Raw genomic sequence first — 18,216 nt, forward strand, 5'->3', positions numbered from 1 at the left:
CGAAGAAGGCCGCGACGAAATCTGCCGCGAAGACGGCAACGTCGCCCAAAGCGCGCACTGCGCGGCGCACCTCGTCAAACTGAAACGGTAGGCAGTGCAGCGCGCAGCATCACGTCAGCACTGCCGCCGGTTGCTGTTGCGTGCAGCAGTGAATGCCGCCGCCACGCCGGGCGACAGCGCGTAACGGCAACTGCACGACGCGTCGCTCGGGAAACGCCTGCTGCACGATGGCGCGGGCATGCGCATCGGCCTTCGCGTCGCCGAAGGACGCCATCACCACACCGCCGTTCGGCAGGTAGAAGTTCACATACTCCGGCGCGAAGTCGGCATCGCTCGCGAGATCGACGGGCAGCGCGTCGAAGTCCGGCGCACGTAGCAAGCCGATATCGAAGTGCCTTCCCCGGGCGTCTCGCGCGAGTAGCAGGGCTTTCAGATTTTCACGCATTTCCCTCGCCCGCTCGTCGTCACCTTCGGCACCCGTCGCCAGCAGCACGCCGGGACGCACGAAGCTCGCGATGCCGTCGATATGCCCATCGGTGATCGTATCGAGTACCGATCCCGGCAGCCAGACGACTTTCGTCACGCCGAGCCAATGACGAAACACCGCGTCGGCTTCGCTGCGCGTCAGACCCGGGTTGCGGTTCTCGTTGAGGATCGATGTCTGCGTCACGACCAGCGTGCCGTCACCGTCGACCAGCAGCGATCCGCCTTCGGCCACGATGGGTGCGAGCGATGCGGTCATCGGTGTCCTCTCGTCATGCGCATGCGCCACACGCTGCGCGACCTTCGCGTCGGCATCGATGCATTGCATCCTCGGCTTTCCCCAACCGTTGAAGTTCCAGCACAGCGCGTGCGGGGTGAGGGCGTCGTCGAGCAGAAAGGTCGGGCCGGTGTCGCGCATCCAGTGATCGTCGACCGGCATGGGGTAAAGCGTGACGTTATCGGGCAGGGCGCGACGTGCTTCGTCCAGGTGTGCAAGATCGACGGCGACGCGTAGCGGCTCGAACAGGGCGATGGCGTGGGCGATGCGGGCTAGTTCGCTCAGGAGCGGCTGGCGCTGCGCGGTTGAGATGACTGAGACACCCGGCCACGCCATCCAGCAAGCGGCGTGCGGATGCCACTCCGGCGGCATGCGCCAGTGGCCGATGGCGTTCGTGCTTGCTGCGAGGGACTTTCCGGAGGATGCCGTCATGATTCGCGTCGCCGTGAGGAAAAGTGCCGCCAGTGTAGGCGGCGCACGCGCGCTGCGATTGCCCTCAGAGGGCTGCCGGTTCAGCCAGATGGACGGTGAGGCGCTTGAGTGCACGCACTTGACGCAGTGCGACGCGCAGATCGCCAGTCGAAATTAGGCCGATGCCTCCCTCGTCGTCGCTAAGCGGCTGACCGTCGCGCTCATAGACGACCAGTGCGCCGATACCGATCGACGTGTTGTACAGCTCGTGCCACGAGAACATGACGGTGTAGCCGTCCGCGCCCTGTGCGAGCACATACGCTCGCGTGAAGTCGCGGGCCTGTGGTAGACGCCATTGCGCGACGTCGAGCAGCGCCGTGAGCCGCACGCCCTTGTACTCGCTCGCGCTGCGCACTTTGCGACCGGACAGACAGACGACGTCGAGCGGCCCGGTCAACTGCGTGGGCAGGCGCATGAGTGCGCACAGATCGAAGGAGTGACGGCGTTTGACACTGCCCGAGACGACGACTTCGCGCGACGTGTGCAAAGCCGTCGCGGGCGGTGGCACAGATGTCGGTGAGAGGCCGGTCGGCGCAGGACTGACGAGCGTGAGCGGTGCGCCGAGGTTCGCGCGCAAGGGGTCGATGGGCATGGTGGATTCGGTGTGTCGGCCTGGGGGAGCCGGTCGCCTCAATATAGCGGCCGACCCCGGCGCAGACATACGGAGTCGCTGATAGCGGCTATTCGCGGCGCAAAAGCGCGGAAAAAAGCCGGGCCGAAGCAGGCCCTGCATAGGCTCACTGCTGCCGATGGGCGTCACGCACCGCACCGCGACGCCCGCAAGCATCAGCTGCCGTAGCGGGCAGGGCGTGTCGCCCCGGCGATTTTACCGGTATGACGTGCGGCGACCTCCGCCAGCGTGGCGCGCGCTTCCTGCACGTCCGCCAGCGTCTCGCCACCTTGCAGGGCGTCGAGCGCGTCGCGCAGCACGGTCATGCATTCGGCGTCACTCAGCGTTTCCGGTGCGTTGCCACCGCCCAGACGCAACAGACTGTGCGCGGCGCGCAGCGTCAGCATGGGCGATGCCTGCGCCCGCGCGATTTGCAGCGCGTGTTCGAGCCACGGACGGATCGCGTCGTCGGCGTGATGTCCGGCACGCAGGAAGTTTCCCTTCTGACGCAGGAACTCCGCCTGCCAGTGCCCGTCGCTACGACGCGCCGACAAGTGCGCGCCGCGCTCAGCCGCATGCAAACCGAGTGCGATATCGCCGGTGCCCGCGCACGCTTCGACGAGCAGACCGAAGAACATCCCTTCAACGCCACCCATTGTTTCGCTGAGCCGACCGACGCTGTCGGTAATGCGCTCCAGACCGTTCACATCGCCGCGCGACGCGAGTGCCCACCCGCGAATCGTCTGCCCGGCGAGCGCCCAGAGGGCCACGCCAGCCTCGGACGCCACTTCGGTCGCCTCGCTCGCCAGCGCTTCGGCGGGCGCGACTTCGCGGCGCAGACGTCGCAGCATCGCCGCGAACACCAGCGCAAAGGCGAACGAGTATCGGCGGCCCTGCTGACGTCCCATCGCCAACGCTTCTTCGCTCGCGGCGAGCGATGCGTTGTGGCGCCCTGTGAACCAGTAAGCCCACGAGAGGAACGACAGGCCCGTAATGCGCGCGTCTTCGCCGAGGCCGGTGTCGGCCTGTTCGGGGCGGTAGTGCGCCAGACCGGTTTCCAGTGCCGTGATGGCCCCGCCGAAGTCACCGTGGCAGCACAGGCTATTGCCCAGCGCGTAGTACGCGTGTGCGAGCAGCGGTGAGGCACCGGCTTGCTCGGCAATCAGGATGAGCTTGCGCGCGAGTTCCACGCTGCGCTCGAAGCCGCTCCACGAGCTTGAACCGAGCCACAGTCCCCAGTACACGGGGAAAAGCGTGACGTCGTCGCCCATTGGCTGTGCCAGCGCCAGTGCCGTCTCGAAGTTGTGACGCGCAGGCTCCGAGCCGTAACCGTGCAGGGAGACGAGCGGCACGCCCAACGCCATGCGCAGTTGCAATTCGCGCGCGGCGGTCTGTGCGCTGGTACCGGTCTGACGCAGCACGTCGAGCGCGCTCTGATAGTGGGCACACGCCTCACGAAATGCCTGACGGCCGGTCGCGTACTCGCCCGCAAGGCGGTAATGCTCAATGGCGGCGTCGGGTTCGTCCGCCTGACGGAAGTGCCACGCCAGCACTTCGGGTTCGGTCTGAACGGACGCGTGATCGCGCATCGCCAGTGCAATGCGGCGGTGCGCGTCTTGTCGGCGCTCTTGCGGCTGTGCGTCGTACGCGGCTTTATGCAGCAGCGCATGACGGAAGACGTAGCGTCCGAAATCCTGACGCTGCACGAGGGCGCAGGCGACGAGCGTGTCCAGCGCGCGCTCGACGAGCGCCATCGAACGGCCGCTCGCGGCGGCCAGCAATTCGGCGTGGAACTCATGGCCGAGGCACGACGCGAAGTGCGCCACGGGCTTGGCGCTGCCCGCCGCGTCGATGCGCGCCATCATCAGTTCCTGAAGGCTCGCGGGCATCGGCATGGTGTTCACAGCGTTGCGTCCGCCTTGTTGCGCGGCCGTCGCGCGTGCCAGCTCCTGAAGGAACAGCGGCACGCCTTCGGCCAGATGCACGATGCGCTCGCGCATGGCGGCAGGCAAGGCGACGCGCGGCGTGGCGGCGCGCACGATGGAGGCTGCCGCCCCCGCATCGAGCGGTGCGAGATCGATACGGCGAAGTCCGACGGTATGCCGCCAGGGCAACTCGAATTCGGGGCGCGCGCCGACGATCAGCAAGCGTCCGCCCGGCGCATTCTCCGCCATCACGGCGAGCAATTCTTGCGTGGACGGATCGGCCCAGTGTGCGTCGTCGAGCGTAATCACACCGCCGTCAGGCAATAGCGCGGCGAGGAGTGTGGGCGCTTCGTTGAGCACAGCCTGCTTCCACGCATGCGGCACATTGCCGTCGGCGTGCATGTCGAACAGCGCGCGCAGACGCCTCAGGGCGAGCAGCGCGGGTTGGGGCAACTGCGAGGCCTCGACCGTCGACTGGGCACGCAGCCAGCGCGCGATCGGATGGAACGGCGTGCCTGCACCGTCCTGTGCGCAGGCGAGATCGATGGAGCGCAGACCGCCCGTCTCGACGAAGTGACGCACGAGCGCTGTCTTGCCGATACCGGCTTCGCCGATGACCAGCGCCAATACGTCGTGGCCGGTGCTGGCGTCGCGCATGGCCGCATGGGCGGCGGTGAGTTCTGCCAGTGCGGCATCGCGACCGAAGAGCGTGGCCGCTCGGCGGCGCGAACGACGCTCGGGGGTGGGATCGGGATTGACGCGAAAGACCGGAATCTCGCGATTGCCGTGACGCTCGCGCACGCTGCCGTGCGCCGTTGTGGCAATGGCAACACCGATGAGGCGCTGCGTGGCGTCGCAGATCACGACTTCGCCGGGCAACGCCATGTCGGCGAGCTGCGTGGCCGAGCGCGAGACGCGACCGCCCGTGTCGGGACTGTCGTCGGCTGCCGAGCTGATCACGAGGCCTGTGTGAACGCCCACACCGATGCCAACGCGTACGGTGCTCGCTTGCACGCAGCGCATGGCGGCTTCGACGGCATGACGTCCTGCACCTTCGAGTGCCGTGGGGTAACCGAAGTAGCCGAGCAGGCCGCCGGTCGGGGTGCGCAACGTGTAGCCCCACGACTGTCGCAGGATCGTTTCGCACTGCACGAGGGGCGGGCGCATCATCGCGACGAGCTGGTCGGGATCGTCCACGCCATTGGGGGCGAGTTCGATCGCGACGACGGTGATCTGGCGGCGCTCGGGGCCGGTCGCGCGCTGCTCCATGCGCGCAGGCGGCGTCTCGAGCAGTTGCGTCAGCGCGTCGCCGGGCAATTCGCCGAGTTCTTCATGCAGGATGTCGCACAGACGGCGGTATTCCGTCTCGGCGTCGTCGCGACGTCCGGCGCGTAGCAGCAGCGCGATCAGGCAATGCCAGCCGGCTTCGTCGAAAGGGGCCAGCGCTACGAGCTGACGCGCGTGAGCCAGCGCCTGATCGAGATCGCCCAGACGAGCGTAACCGTCCGCAAGCAGACGTTCGCCGAAGACACGGCGGCGCTGATATTCGTCGCGTTGCAGTTCGATCCACTGTTCGAGATCCGGCGTGTCGCGCACCGAAAGGCCGTGAAGGAACGGCCCCTGATATAGCGCGACGGCATCTGCCAGATGCTGGAGGTGCGCCGCGAGATCGAGTCCGGTGACGCCGTCGAGCGTGCGGTTCGCCTGCTCGATCATGCTCGCGAAGACATGCGCGTCGATCCACAGCCCGGTTTCCGGACGCAGACGCACGACCTGACGATCGGATTCGAAGAGTTCGTCGCCGAGGGTGTCGCGCAGATGGAACAGCATGCGCTTGAGCTTGTCGCGACCGCCCTGGCCGTCTTCGTCGGGCCAGAAGAGGTCGGCCAGCGCGCCGCGTGTGTGATAGCCCGGTTGCAGGGCGAGATAGGCGAGCAGGCCGCGCGCTTTCGTGTATTTCACGGCGCAGGCCTGTTTGCCTTGTTCGACCCGCATCGGTCCGAGCAAGTAGAGCGATCTGTTGGCTTGCATTGTCCTTGGACGGCAAATAAGCAAAACCGGCGGGGCCGCGGGGGCATGCGCCGGTATTGCGAATTTCATGATGTCATCCCGTCGGCATGCCAACGAGACGCCAAGGCCGTTCCGGGGGGGCTCCGGCCGAATGCTTTAGGTATTACATACCGAAGTATAAACAGGTGTCTTAATTCCGTCGGAAATACCTTAAAGAATCGGTAATGAATACCCAGGGTGTCATGCGCGCGCCACGGTGATGTGCGGGGGTGTCCGGAACCCTCAGGCGGGGGCTTGCCAGATGGTCGCATCGGCGGCGTCGATGCGACGGGGCAGTAGCCCCGCCTGCGTGAAGACGTCCGCAATGCGCTGCTGCTCGGCGACGGCGTCGCGCACGACCGGCTGCACGTCGTAGCTACGGCGCTTGTTGGCGGCTTCCACGGTGGCGACGTCGAGTCCCCATACCGGCGACAACTGAGCCGCCGCCCCGCGCGGGTTGGTGCGTACCCACTGACCGGTCTCGCGCAACGTGCGATAGACGTCGCGCAGCACGGCGTCGTGATCGCGTGCGAAGGCGGGCGTGGCGAGGTAGTAGCGCTGATAGCCAGCCAGTCCGCGTGCGGTGGTCAGCGTGCGCACCTTGTCCTGGCGCTCGACGCTCGCGAGGAACGGATCCCACGTCACCCAGGCGTCGACATTGCCGCTGGCGAACGCCGCACGGCCGTCCGCCGGAGTGAGGTAGGCGGGCTGCACGTCGTTGATTCGCAGACCAACGCTTTGCAGTGCCGCGATGAGCAGATAGTGCACGCCCGCGCCCTTCGTCACGGCGATGCGCTTTCCCTTGAGATCCGCGAGCGTCTTGATGGGTGAGTTCTGCGGGACGAGAATCGCTTCGGCGTCCGGCGACGGGGTCTCGCGCGCGACATAGGCGATGCGCGCCCCCGCCGCCTGGGCAAACACCGGCACCGTGTCCGCGACGTCCGCCGAGAAGTCGATGCTGCCCACGTTGAGCGCTTCGAGCAGTGGCAATCCGCTCGTGAATTCGTGCCACGTCAGCGTGACGTTGTGCGGGGCCAGCGCCTGTGCCAGCGTGCCGCGCGCCTTGGCGAGCACGATGAGCGTCGACGACTTCTGATAACCGATGCGCAGGGTGAGCGGCGCGTTGGCCGCGCGTGCCTGACCGCTGTGCGTCAGCACACCGGCCGCCCCCGCGATGCCCAGCGCGTTGAGCGCACCGCCCGCGAGCATCGCAGTGCCCGCGCGCTGAAGGAAACGTCGGCGCGCAGGGGGCAGCGGCGAAAGAGTGGTGTCGTCTGTGTTGTCGACGGCGGCAAGGTGGGCGGGATCGGGCTGGCGGGTCATGAGCGATGCTGGGTGAGGGCGGTGGGTGGGAGCGCAAATGCGGCGCGTTGCGCCGTCCCCACTTGTATCGCGACGCATCGTGCACGCGCCAATAAGCGATTCGGCTTTGCTTAGCGACGTCATTGGCATATCGATAGCGACTGGCGTGCTTGCGGTGGGGCCCCGAGAGGAAACGTACTCGAACGCGGCGATATCGTCAGTCAAAACCGCCGCAATGCCCTTCAAGCCCGTAAATGGCGTGGAAGTCTCGTATTCGTTGCGTCTTCACCCTTAGTGAAAACCCTGCGTTTCAGGGGCGCGAGACGACCAATAGCGATTACAGGTCGACGAAGCAATCTGAATGCTTTCATCGCCTTACCGAACATGCGCACCGAACTGGTGCGAACGTGTTACGACGTATTACAAAAAATCGAGTGATTTCAGTGAGTTACCGCGGTGCGCGCACCTTGTAATGAAAATCATTCTTATTTATATTCGCGCCCCAGATCACTCCTGTGACGTTGTGCCGTCGAGCACGCATTCGTACTCACTCGTTCCGTCGTACTTCAATCACCATGATGCAACGCAAGCCGCTGGCTCTGGCGATGATGGCGATCTTCGCCACGCCGCTCGCCGTCACCTACGCCTCGAATGCGATGGCACAAAGCACCGCACCGAACGCGCCCGTCACCAATACTGCGACCCCGGCGGCCACACCCGCCGCACCTGCTGCCTCCGCCCCTGCGGCGGCGCTGCCGCAAACGGAGGTCTCCGGCACGTCGATTCGCGAAGAGTACATGCGCGATATGTCGACGGCCGGCGGCAAAGTGCCCACGGCGATCCGCGACATTCCGCAAACGGTCACGGTCATCGACAAGGCGGTCATGCAGGCGCAGGGTGCGACGTCGTTCGCCGATGCATTGCGCAACTCCCCCGCGATCACGCTGGGCGGCGCCGAGGGCGGGCAGATCGGCAACAACATCAACCTGCGCGGTTTCAACGCGCGTACGGACATCTATCTCGATGGCTTCCGCGACCGGGGTCAGTATTATCGCGACACGTTCGATCTGGACGCCATCGAAGTGCTCGAAGGCCCGTCGTCAATGCTGTTCGGGCGCGGATCGACCGGGGGCGTCATCAATCAGGTGAGCAAGCAGGCGAACCTCAAGCCGTTGAACGAAGTGTCGGGCACGATTGGGACGAACGACCGGTATCGCGGCTCGTTCGACTTCAATCATCCGCTCTCGGACACGGCCGCGTTCCGTATCAACGGCTTCGGTCAGGACATTCACTCCACGCGCGACGTGCTGTACAACCAGGACTGGGGTGTCGCGCCGACGCTCAAGCTCGGTATCGGCACGCCCACGGAAATCACGCTCTCTGCGCTGGTCCAGCACAACCGTGACATGGCGGACTATGGCACGGTCGGTTTCAACGGCAATCCGCTGCCCATCTCGAAGAATCAGTTCTACGGGCTGACGACCGACCGCACCGTGCAGGACGTGGTGAGCGTTACGGCCAAGATCGAGCACAAGGTCGACGACAGCCTGAAGATCACGAACCAGACGAACTACAGCCGTTATTCGATCGATGCGATCGAGACGTCGCCGCACGCGGTCGGTATCTCCAACGGCAAAGGCGGCTTTACGACGCTGCCGACCGGGCCGACGCCGGGATTGCCTTCGTATTCGCTTGATCAGCTCTCTGTCCAGTTGCAAAGCCACGACCGTCAGATCACCGACACGGCGCTGTTCAACCAGACCGACGTGGTGAAGAAGTTCGATACGGGACCGATCAAACACACCCTGATCGCCGGTGCCGAACTGGGCCGCGACACGTACGAGAATCAGGCTTATCTGCGCACGGGTGCGGGGCAGGCGTCGGGCTTCCTTGGATGGATTCCGGCGAACAGCACGGCGTACCTCGCCAGCCTGCCGAACGTCACGACGTCGACCGGCAACCTCGCGCAAGGCTCGGCAGAGACGGTGGCGTTCTACGCGAACGACACGATCGAACTGAACAAGCAGTGGAAGATCATCGGCGGTCTTCGCTGGGACCGCTACAAGGCGCAGCTCTCGAACTCGATCAGCGCACCGGGCTATGCGACGCAGACTGTCAATTACACGAGCGTGCGCACGGGGGTGATCTATCAGCCGAGCGAAGCGCAGTCGTATTACTTCTCGTACGGCACGTCGTTCAATCCGTCGCTTGAGACGCTGACCGTCACCAACAACACGCAAGCGTTGCCGCCGGAGACGAACGAATCGTTCGAAGTCGGCAGCAAATGGAATCTGTTCGACGACAACCTCTCGATCAACACGGCGCTGTTCCAGGTCACGAAGAACAATGCGCGCACGCAGACCGGCACGAGCGGCGAGTACAGCGACGCAGGCAAGGTGCGCATTCGCGGTGCGGAAGTGAGTGCGACGGGTCACATCACGTCGAACTGGCAAGTGATGGGCGGCTACATGTTCCTGAACTCGCAGGTCGTGCAGGCCAACGACGGTACGCAGGGCAACGTGCTCGCGAATACGCCGCGCCACTCGCTCACGCTGTGGTCGACGTACACGCTCGGCCACTGGGAAGTGGGCGGCGGCATGAACTACATGTCGATGCGTTACGCGGCGAACACCAACCTGATTCGGGTGGGCGGCTACACGCGTTGGGACGCCACTGTGGCCTACCATCAGCCGAAGTACGACATTCGCTTCAACCTGCTCAACGTGTTCAACAAGACGTATTGGGATGGGCTGATTCAGTCGGATGGCGGACGCGCGACGCCGGGGATCGGACGCACGGCGCTGCTCACCGGGACGTATCGTTTCTGAAGCTTCTGACCGTTGCCCGGGAAGGCTGAAGAGTGGCCTGAGCGCTGTTCGTCAAGCCATCCCGCGAAGCACAAAATGACGCACAATACGAGGCGCGAACCGGCATCACTGGCCGGGTTCGCGCCTTGTGCTTTCTTCGAAGGACGCCGCCCATGCAGCTCCGAATACCGAATGTCCTCTGCGCCGATCAGGTGCGTTGGGTCCGTACGAAGCTCGACAACGCGGGCGAAGCGTGGGTCGACGGCCTTGCCACGGCGGGGTATCAGGGGGCGCCCGTCAAACAGAACCAGCAGATCGACGAACGCTCGCCCGTCGCGCACGAACTCGGCGACATGATTCTCGCCGCGCTCGAGCGCAATCCCCTGTTCATCAGCGCCGCGCTTCCGAACAAGGTCTACGCGCCGATGTTCAACCGCTACGGCGAAGGCATGCACTTCGGTAACCATGTGGACGGCGCGATCCGTCTGCAACCGGGCAGCGGCATGCGCATCCGCACCGACATCTCTGCCACGCTGTTTCTCGCGTCGCCGGATGAATACGACGGCGGCGAACTCGTCATCGAAGATCAGTACGGTGCGCATCAGGTGAAGCTCGCGGCGGGGGACATGGTGCTGTACCCGGCGACCAGCCTGCATCGTGTCAATCCGATTACGCGCGGTGTGCGCGTGGGGTGCTTCTTCTGGGTGCAGAGTCTCGTGCGCGACGACACGCAGCGCACGTTGCTCTTCGATATGGATAACGCCATTCAGCGTCTGAACACGACGGACGCGGACGAGACGGCGCGTCGCACGCTCGTGGGCTGTTACCACAACCTGCTGCGGGTCTGGAGCGAGACCTGAACGAACGGAGCGCAAAAAAACGCCCGGCCCTTGCTAGGGTCTGCTCACACTAATTCCGGGCTCGTGTTGCCCGGCCAAAGGGGCGAGCGCAAGGAATGAGCCGAAGCGAATATCGGGAATATTCGCGAGGATCATGACGCCGCGATCGCCCCTTTGGGTGGACAACCCGGAGGGAACGTGCCCTACCGGCCGCCTGGCCGCGTTACCGCTAGCTTGCTTGGGGCGACCAAGCGGCGCTGTCGGTGCCTTGCCAGTCAGCCGGTAGAACACGTTCACGAGTCCGGAATTAGTGTGAACAGACCCTGGGGACCGGGCGTTTCACAATATGCCGGGCGTTCGCGCCCGGCGGCGCTGGCCTCGCGCTTATTGTGCCTGACCGGCAGGTGCCGGCGTCGGTGCCGGAGCCGGGGCTCCCTTGTGCATCTGGCCGCGATGCTGCATCGCCTTGTCATGCCAGGCCTTCATCTTCGCCCAGCGTGCCTTGATGGCATTGCTCACAAGCACCTTCTGGTCGTTGTTCAGGCCGTTGTACACGTTCAGCCACGCATCTTCGGTCTGGCTGCGAAGCTGGCGGTTCTGATCGAACACCTTTTCGCGGGCGGCACGCATGCCGGCCAGATCGAGCACCTGCTGGTCCTTCGCCTGACCGATCATCTGACGGAATTGCTCGCCGTTCTTACGCATGGCGTCGCGATTCTGCTTCGACGTGGCGACCGCTTGCTGCCAGGCCTGTTCCTGTTGCGCGTTGAGCTTCAGTTGGTCGTGCAGCTTGCTGATGTTACCCAGCCCCCAGGGGCCGTGGTCGCCACGCATGTGATGCATGGCGGCGTGCGGTCCGGTGGCCGGCGCAGGGGTGTCCGCGGCATGGGCGACGCCGAACATCGCGGTGGCGGCAACGATTGCCGACGCGGCGGCGATCTTCAGTTTGCGCATGGTGTTGACTCCTTTTGATACTGCCGGAATTGGCAGTTTCAGAGTAAGTCATCAGTGAACCTAACAAGTTGCAAAGTGCAACGGCTGTATTACTCAGCGTTACCAGCGCCCGCGTTTGCAACATTCCGAAACGACTCGGCCCGCCGTTGCCGGGGTCGGCAACGGCGGGCCGTGCTGACGAAACGCGCGACATCGCGCGCGTCGTCCGGTTCCCGAGAGGGACGCTTTAGCGCCTTTCGGTGCCTTGCGGATCAGTCCCAGGCGCCGCGACCGCCGGACACGCTGTAACGGCCAGCGCCGAAGAGGATGACGCACAGGCCCATGAACAGATAGAAGCCTTGCAATTCCAGCGCCCAGCCGCCCGTCTTCGACAGATCGCCCAGCTGGCTCAGGTGAACCAGTGAGAAGGCGACCAGCATGTTGCCCACGACGAGCAGGCCACCCAGACGGGTGAGCACGCCGAGAATCAGCAGGACCGGGGCGAGGACTTCACCCAGATATGCGCCATAGGCGAGAAAACCCGGCAGACCGTGCGATGTGATCATGCCCTCGATAAATCCGACACCGTTGATGACTTTGCTGACGCCGTGAAACAGCAGCAGGATGCCGAGGGTGAGGCGCAAGATCAGTTTGCCGAGATCGTCTCTGGTGCTCTGCATGGTGAAGGCTCCTTCTTGACTCGCTTGTTCGCGTAAGGGGGCTGACAGACAACGGAGTGGTGCGCCCCCTTCGATGTTTGCAACGTCGGAACGGGTGGGGCGTACCGGCCAAATGGGCACCACTGTATCAAAACGTTACGGCGCTGTCTGCGGGTGCCCCAACGATTTCATGGACATAGCGAAGGACGCCCCCGTCGGCGCGATTACACGCCGTTACTTTTCGGACTGCCGCGTTACACGACGGCTGTCGGCGGGCGGCCTTCGGGCTTCGTTATTACGGTCAAGGACGCAGCAAATCGCCGGCAATTCCGCCGGCAGGTGCGATCCCCCCGTCGAGTCTCCGACGAAGCAAAACACCCTAAGGCATAAGGATTCCATCATGAACGTCCGTAAAACTCTGATTCTGAGCGCCGTGACCGTGGCTTTCGGTGGCTTGTTCGCCTCGCAGGCGTTCGCCCAGGGCAGCGCGACCGAAACGGCGCGCGACATCAATCAGCAGCAACGCATCGAGAACGGTCTGAAGAGCGGCCAGTTGACGACCAAGGAAGCGTCGGGTCTGGAGAAGAGCGAAGCGAAGATCGACAAGATGCAGGCGCATGCCGATCGCACGGGCGACACTGCCGCGCAGAAGGCACGCATCGCCAACGCGCAGAACAAGGAAAGCGCGAAGATCGATCAGCTCAAGCACAACGACCGGGTGGCGAATCCGACGTCGAAGTCGTCCGAGCGTTTGCAGTCGGACGTGCAGCGTAACGTCAATCAGGAGAAGCGCATCGCCCAAGGGCAAGCGGCCGGGACGTTGAATAACAAGCAGGTCGGCAGCCTTGAGAAGGGCCAGGCGCATGTCGATGCCGCCGAAGCGCACGCCGCCAAGAACGGTCACGTGAGCGCAGGCGAGCAGTCCGGCGTTCAACACCGCGAGAACCATCAGAGCCAGCGTATTCATCAGGACAAGACGAACGGCTAAGCACTCTGCCTCGGGTGTCCTTCAGTCGTCCTGAAGGCTTCCGAGCTGCTCCGAGTGATTGCTCTATGCGCCACCCTTTACCGGGTGGCGCGTTTGTTTTGGGGCTATCATCGGCGTCACGAAAACAAGCATGACGATGGAGGATGGACAGGATGGAGCTGGTGCAAGCGCAAAAGATGCTCGAAGAACTCGTCTCGCCGTGGGTGCGGCAACTGAATCTGCAAATCGAGGCCGTCGGCCCCGACGAAAGCGAGCTACGGTTGCCGTTCGATGCCGCGTTCAAGCACGGTGGCGGCGTGATCTGCGGACAGGTGTTCATGGCGGTGGCCGATACCGCAATGGTGGTGGCGTTGTCCGCCGCGCTCGGCGGTTTTCAGCCGATGACGACGGTGACGCTCAATACGCAGTTCATGCGTCCCGTCACGGATGGCGATCTGCGCGTGATCGCGCGGATTCTGCGTCGCGGCAAGAATCTGGTGTTCGGCGAGATCGAGATTTTCGACGCGTCCGGCAAGATGGCCGTGCACGCAACGACCACCTACGCGCTGCTGTGACGAATTGACGGCGGCGCTGCAGCGCTGCTAGGCCGCTTCAGAGGAGACCCCGATGTTCGATCAGATCGTCTTTGCCGGTGGTGGCAACCGCTGCTGGTGGCAGGCCGGATTCTGGGAGCGCGTCTCGCGCGACGTGCCGCTGCGTCCGCGTGTCATCACCGGAATTTCGGCCGGTGCGGCCACGGCATGCATGCTGCATATGCGGGCGTCGGACTGGGTGATGGATTACTACCGGCAGGCGCTCGCGGGCAATCGCAAGAACGCCTATTGGGGCAACCTCCTGCGACGCGAGCGGGTGTTCCCGCATTACCGCATCTATCGTCAGGCATTGCTCGACATCTACGACGGTCAACTCGACAAGCTCGCCGCCGGACCGGAGATTCGCGTGGGCGTGTCGCACATCCCTCGCTGGCTGGGACCGCGCAGCGCGACGGCGGCCGGACTCGTGGCGTACAACATCGACAAACATTGGCGGCGCACGCTGCATCCGACACTCGCCCGTAGCCTTGGTTTTCGCCCGGAATTCGTGCGGGCGCAGGACTGCCGCACGACGGAGGAACTGGCGGATCTGATGCTGCAATCGTCGTGCACGCCGCCGTTCACGCCGATTCTGCGACGTGGCGGCCGGGCGGTGCTCGATGGGGGTATGGTCGATAACGTGCCGGTCGATGCACTCGATGCAACGCCCGGGCAAGTGCTGGTGATGGTGACGCGACGCTATCCGCGTCCGCAGATATTTACCCAACATCATGGCGGGCAGGACCGCCTGTACGTGCAGCCGTCCGAGCCAGTGCCGATTTCAAGCTGGGATTACACGCGCCCCGAGAACATGGCGCCGGCGTTCGCGCTGGGCCGCAAGGACGGTGAGACCTTCCTGCGGCATCTGGCGTCGATGTAACTGCGCGCCAGACAGCCGGGTGGTTGCGCCGACGTTGCGTCGACGCTGCAATGATTTTGCGCAGGCTTAACGTCCGAAGCCGAGCAGAGCCGCCGGATTCGCGACGTGCGAACGATCGCCGTTCAGGAAGTTGACGATGTTCTCGAACGCGACGCGGAAGTACAACTCGTAGCTCTCGCGCTCGACGTAGCCGATGTGCGGTGTGCACACACAGTTCTCCAGACGTAGCAGCGGATTGCCTTGCAGAATCGGCTCGCTCTCGAAGACGTCGATGGCGGCCATGCCGGGGCGTGCGCGGTTCAGTGCGGTGATGAGGGCGTTCTCTTCCACCAGTTCGGCGCGGCTCGTGTTCACGAACAACGCCGTGGGCTTCATCTGCAAGAGGTCTTCCAGTTTCACGACGTGACGCGTCTCGTCGTTCAGACGCAGGTGAAGCGAGAGCACATCGCTTTGCGTGAAGAGCTCTTCCTTGCTGTTCGCCACACGCAGACCGTCGGCGGCGGCCGCTTCGCGCGAACCTTCGCGTCCCCACACCATCACTTCCATCCCGAACGCCTTGCCGTAACCGGCGACGAGGCGACCGATCTTGCCGTAGCCCCACAGGCCGAGCGTCTGGCCACGCAGCACCTGACCCATCCCGAAATTCGGTGGCATGCTCGACGACTTCAGGCCCGACTGCTGCCAGGCGCCATGCTTGAGGCTGGAGACGTACTGGGGAATCCGGCGCTGGGCGGCCATGATCAGTGCCCAGGTAAGTTCGGCCGGTGCGATGGGGGAGCCGACGCCCTCGAGCACGGCCACGCCGCGTGCGGTACAGGCGTCGATATCGATGTGATTGCCAGCGCGACCGGTCTGGCTGATGACCCGCAGGCGCGGCAGCTTGTCGATGAGTTGCGCCGTGATAGCGGTGCGCTCGCGAATCAGAACGAGCACCTCGGCTTCTCCGACCCGGGCCGCAAGCTGCCCGACACCTTTTACCGTGTTGTTGAAGACCTTAACGTCATGTCCGGCCAGAAGGGAGAAGGAATCGAGCTTGCGAACGGCGTCCTGATAGTCGTCGAGAATGGCAATTTTCATGGCAAAGCGTAATCGGATCGACGCAGAACGATGACGTTCTGCGCAGACGGAACAATTGTCGGAGCCCGCCCACACGGGCAGGCAAGCTTGTTCTTGACGTGGTCGGTGCGAGACGGGGCAACCCCCCCGCTACCTTGTTGCGACGCAGCACCGACGCAATTTTTGCGGTGGTATGCTGACGCCTCGTTTTGCATAGTATGGCAGGTGTCCTGGCAACCATGGCGAAACCGCCTAAACACGATGGCAAAAAGTCGAACCCACCCCGCAAATGCATGTCGGACCTGGTGAGTGAGACGCCAACTGTGACGTCCTTCCGGTATCCCCAACCGGACGGACCGCCCGGTCACGCAGGGCGCCTGCACGGTGCTCTTATATAAGGACGACCGGTGCTCGCACCCACCGGCGCTTCAACGTCTGCTTCGATTTCCCCGACTCTGCATGGAGACAACCCCCATGACGCAAGCCAGTGTGAGCGCTAACGCGCTCAACGCCTCTTCCTCGTCCAATGTTGCCACGCGTGATTTGCCCGGTTGGGTGCGTCACCGCAAACTGATCGACTGGGTCTCGCATATCGCGGCGATCACGCAACCCGAGCGTGTCGTCTGGTGCGACGGCTCGCAAGAGGAGTACGACCGTTTGTGCGAACAGATGGTCGCCGCCGGGACAATGCAGCGGCTCAATCCCGCCAAGCGCCCCAATTCGTTCCTCGCGCTGTCCGATCCGTCGGATGTCGCGCGCGTGGAAGATCGCACGTTCATCTGTAGCGAGAAGCGCGAAGACGCCGGCCCGACCAATCACTGGATCGATCCGGCCGAGATGCGCACGACGCTCGACGGGCTTTTCCAGGGCTGCATGCAGGGCCGCACGATGTACGTCGTGCCGTTCTCGATGGGCCCGCTCGGCTCGCCGATTGCGCACATCGGCGTGGAATTGTCCGACACGCCGTACGTCGCTGTGAACATGCGCATCATGACGCGCATGGGCCGCGCCGTGTACGACGTACTCGGCGACGACGGCGAGTTCGTGCCCTGCGTGCATACCGTGGGTGCACCGCTCGCTGCTGGCGCGAAAGACGTGGCGTGGCCGTGCAACAGCACGAAGTACATCGTCCACTTCCCGGAAACGCGTGAGATCTGGAGCTACGGCTCAGGCTACGGCGGCAATGCGCTGCTGGGCAAGAAGTGCTTCGCGCTGCGCATCGCTTCGACGATGGGTCGCGACGAAGGCTGGCTGGCCGAACACATGCTGATCCTGGGCGTGACGTCGCCGCAGGGGAAGAAGTACCACGTCGCCGCGGCGTTCCCGTCGGCCTGCGGCAAGACCAACTTCGCCATGCTGATTCCGCCGAAGGGCTTCGATGGCTGGAAGGTCGAGACCATCGGTGACGACATCGCATGGATCAAACCGGGCAAGGACGGTCGTCTGTACGCCATCAACCCGGAAGCGGGCTTCTTCGGCGTAGCGCCGGGCACGAGCCAGAAGACGAACCCGAACGCGCTGGCGACGCTGGGCGAGAACGTCATCTTCACCAACGTCGCGCTCACCGACGACGGCGATGTGTGGTGGGAAGGTCTGACCGACACGCCGCCCGCGCACCTGATCGACTGGCAGGGCAAGGATTGGACGCCCGAGAGTGCGAAGGAAACCGGCCGCAAGGCGGCGCATCCGAACTCGCGCTTCACTGCGCCGGCGTCGCAATGCCCGTCGATCGACGCCGACTGGGAGAACCCGGCTGGCGTGGCGATCGATGCGTTCATCTTCGGCGGACGCCGCTCGACCACGGTGCCGCTGGTCACGGAAGCGCGCGACTGGACCGAGGGCGTGTACATGGCGGCGACGATGGGCTCGGAGACGACCGCCGCGGCCGCTGGCCAGCAAGGCGTGGTGCGTCGCGATCCGTTCGCGATGCTGCCGTTCTGCGGCTACAACATGGCCGACTACTTCCAGCATTGGCTCGACACGGGCGCGCATCTCGACAAGACGGGCGCCACGCTGCCGAAGATCTACTGCGTGAACTGGTTCCGCAAGGGGGGCGACGGCAAGTTCGTGTGGCCGGGCTTCGGCGAGAACATGCGTGTGCTGGCATGGATGCTGGGTCGTATCGATGGCACTGCGCAGGGTACGGAGAACGCCTTCGGCATTACGCCGCGCTACGAAGATCTGAACTGGGACGGTCTGTCGTTCACGGCCGCGCAGTTCGATGACGTCACCTCGATGGACCCTGCCGCGTGGCACGAAGAACTCAAGCTTCACGCCGAACTGTTCGACACGCTCAAGCATCATCTGCCGCAGGCGCTGCTCGATACGAAGGCCGACATCGAGCGCCGTCTGAAGTCGTGATGGT

At 64.2% G+C, this 18,216-nt stretch carries 13 protein-coding genes; 6 read left to right on the forward strand and 7 right to left on the reverse strand.

What is annotated here, in order from left to right:
* Positions 1–109: 109 nt before the first annotated feature.
* The 4 genes from NTU39_RS01120 to NTU39_RS01135 form a co-directional block, all read right to left on the reverse strand.
* Positions 110–1,192 (reverse strand): agmatine deiminase family protein, encoded by a 1,083-nt coding sequence (locus NTU39_RS01120; protein ID WP_257959023.1) that lies wholly within the window; start codon positions 1,190–1,192, stop codon positions 110–112.
* A gap of 64 nt (positions 1,193–1,256) precedes the next feature.
* Positions 1,257–1,823 carry a molybdopterin-dependent oxidoreductase gene (locus tag NTU39_RS01125; RefSeq protein WP_174984509.1) on the reverse strand — a complete coding sequence of 189 codons (567 nt, stop codon included), beginning with the start codon at positions 1,821–1,823 and terminating at the stop codon, positions 1,257–1,259.
* Positions 1,824–2,017: 194 nt separating this feature from the next.
* On the reverse strand, positions 2,018–5,797 hold the full coding sequence (locus tag NTU39_RS01130) for an AfsR/SARP family transcriptional regulator (protein WP_174984512.1): 3,780 nt from the start codon (positions 5,795–5,797) through the stop codon (positions 2,018–2,020).
* 261 nt (positions 5,798–6,058) lie between these two features.
* Entirely contained in the window at positions 6,059–7,024 is a 966-nt protein-coding gene (locus NTU39_RS01135; RefSeq protein ID WP_150664190.1) for an aliphatic sulfonate ABC transporter substrate-binding protein, read from the reverse strand.
* A 668-nt stretch (positions 7,025–7,692) separates the two neighbouring features.
* Between NTU39_RS01135 and NTU39_RS01140 the strand changes: the two genes are divergently transcribed.
* Both NTU39_RS01140 and NTU39_RS01145 read left to right on the forward strand, forming a co-directional pair.
* Positions 7,693–9,945 (forward strand): TonB-dependent receptor, encoded by a 2,253-nt coding sequence (locus tag NTU39_RS01140; protein ID WP_150663842.1) that lies wholly within the window; start codon positions 7,693–7,695, stop codon positions 9,943–9,945.
* A gap of 152 nt (positions 9,946–10,097) precedes the next feature.
* A complete protein-coding gene (locus tag NTU39_RS01145) occupies positions 10,098–10,784 on the forward strand; it encodes a Fe2+-dependent dioxygenase (RefSeq protein ID WP_150663843.1) in 687 nt (228 codons plus the stop codon).
* Between the two features lie 363 nt (positions 10,785–11,147).
* Here NTU39_RS01145 and NTU39_RS01150 read toward each other — a convergent pair whose 3' ends face one another.
* Both NTU39_RS01150 and NTU39_RS01155 read right to left on the reverse strand, forming a co-directional pair.
* Positions 11,148–11,717: a Spy/CpxP family protein refolding chaperone gene (locus NTU39_RS01150; protein WP_150663844.1), complete on the reverse strand. Its 570-nt coding sequence runs from the start codon at positions 11,715–11,717 to the stop codon at positions 11,148–11,150.
* Between the two features lie 251 nt (positions 11,718–11,968).
* Positions 11,969–12,376, reverse strand: a complete 408-nt coding sequence (locus tag NTU39_RS01155; RefSeq protein WP_150663845.1) for a DoxX family protein — start codon at positions 12,374–12,376, stop codon at positions 11,969–11,971.
* Between the two features lie 379 nt (positions 12,377–12,755).
* On the opposite strand from NTU39_RS01155, the gene NTU39_RS01160 reads away from it, so the two are divergent.
* The 3 genes from NTU39_RS01160 (at position 12,756) to NTU39_RS01170 (ending at position 14,795) form a co-directional block, all read left to right on the forward strand.
* Positions 12,756–13,343: a hypothetical protein gene (locus tag NTU39_RS01160; protein ID WP_150663846.1), complete on the forward strand. Its 588-nt coding sequence runs from the start codon at positions 12,756–12,758 to the stop codon at positions 13,341–13,343.
* A 152-nt stretch (positions 13,344–13,495) separates the two neighbouring features.
* The gene (locus tag NTU39_RS01165) at positions 13,496–13,897 is read left to right on the forward strand and encodes a PaaI family thioesterase (RefSeq protein ID WP_039394559.1); all 402 of its coding nucleotides are present in this window, start codon (positions 13,496–13,498) and stop codon (positions 13,895–13,897) included.
* Between the two features lie 52 nt (positions 13,898–13,949).
* A complete protein-coding gene (locus NTU39_RS01170) occupies positions 13,950–14,795 on the forward strand; it encodes a patatin-like phospholipase family protein (protein ID WP_150663847.1) in 846 nt (281 codons plus the stop codon).
* A 66-nt stretch (positions 14,796–14,861) separates the two neighbouring features.
* Here NTU39_RS01170 and NTU39_RS01175 read toward each other — a convergent pair whose 3' ends face one another.
* Positions 14,862–15,872, reverse strand: coding sequence for a D-2-hydroxyacid dehydrogenase family protein (locus tag NTU39_RS01175; protein WP_257959024.1), 1,011 nt, complete (start codon positions 15,870–15,872; stop codon positions 14,862–14,864).
* Positions 15,873–16,325: 453 nt separating this feature from the next.
* Here NTU39_RS01175 and NTU39_RS01180 point away from each other — a divergent pair, with 453 nt between their 5' ends.
* The gene (locus NTU39_RS01180; RefSeq protein ID WP_257959025.1) at positions 16,326–18,212 is read left to right on the forward strand and encodes a phosphoenolpyruvate carboxykinase (GTP); all 1,887 of its coding nucleotides are present in this window, start codon (positions 16,326–16,328) and stop codon (positions 18,210–18,212) included.
* The last annotated feature ends 4 nt before the right edge of the window (positions 18,213–18,216 follow it).

It is taken from the genome of Pandoraea commovens (assembly GCF_024704525.1).
Classification (GTDB): domain Bacteria; phylum Pseudomonadota; class Gammaproteobacteria; order Burkholderiales; family Burkholderiaceae; genus Pandoraea; species Pandoraea commovens.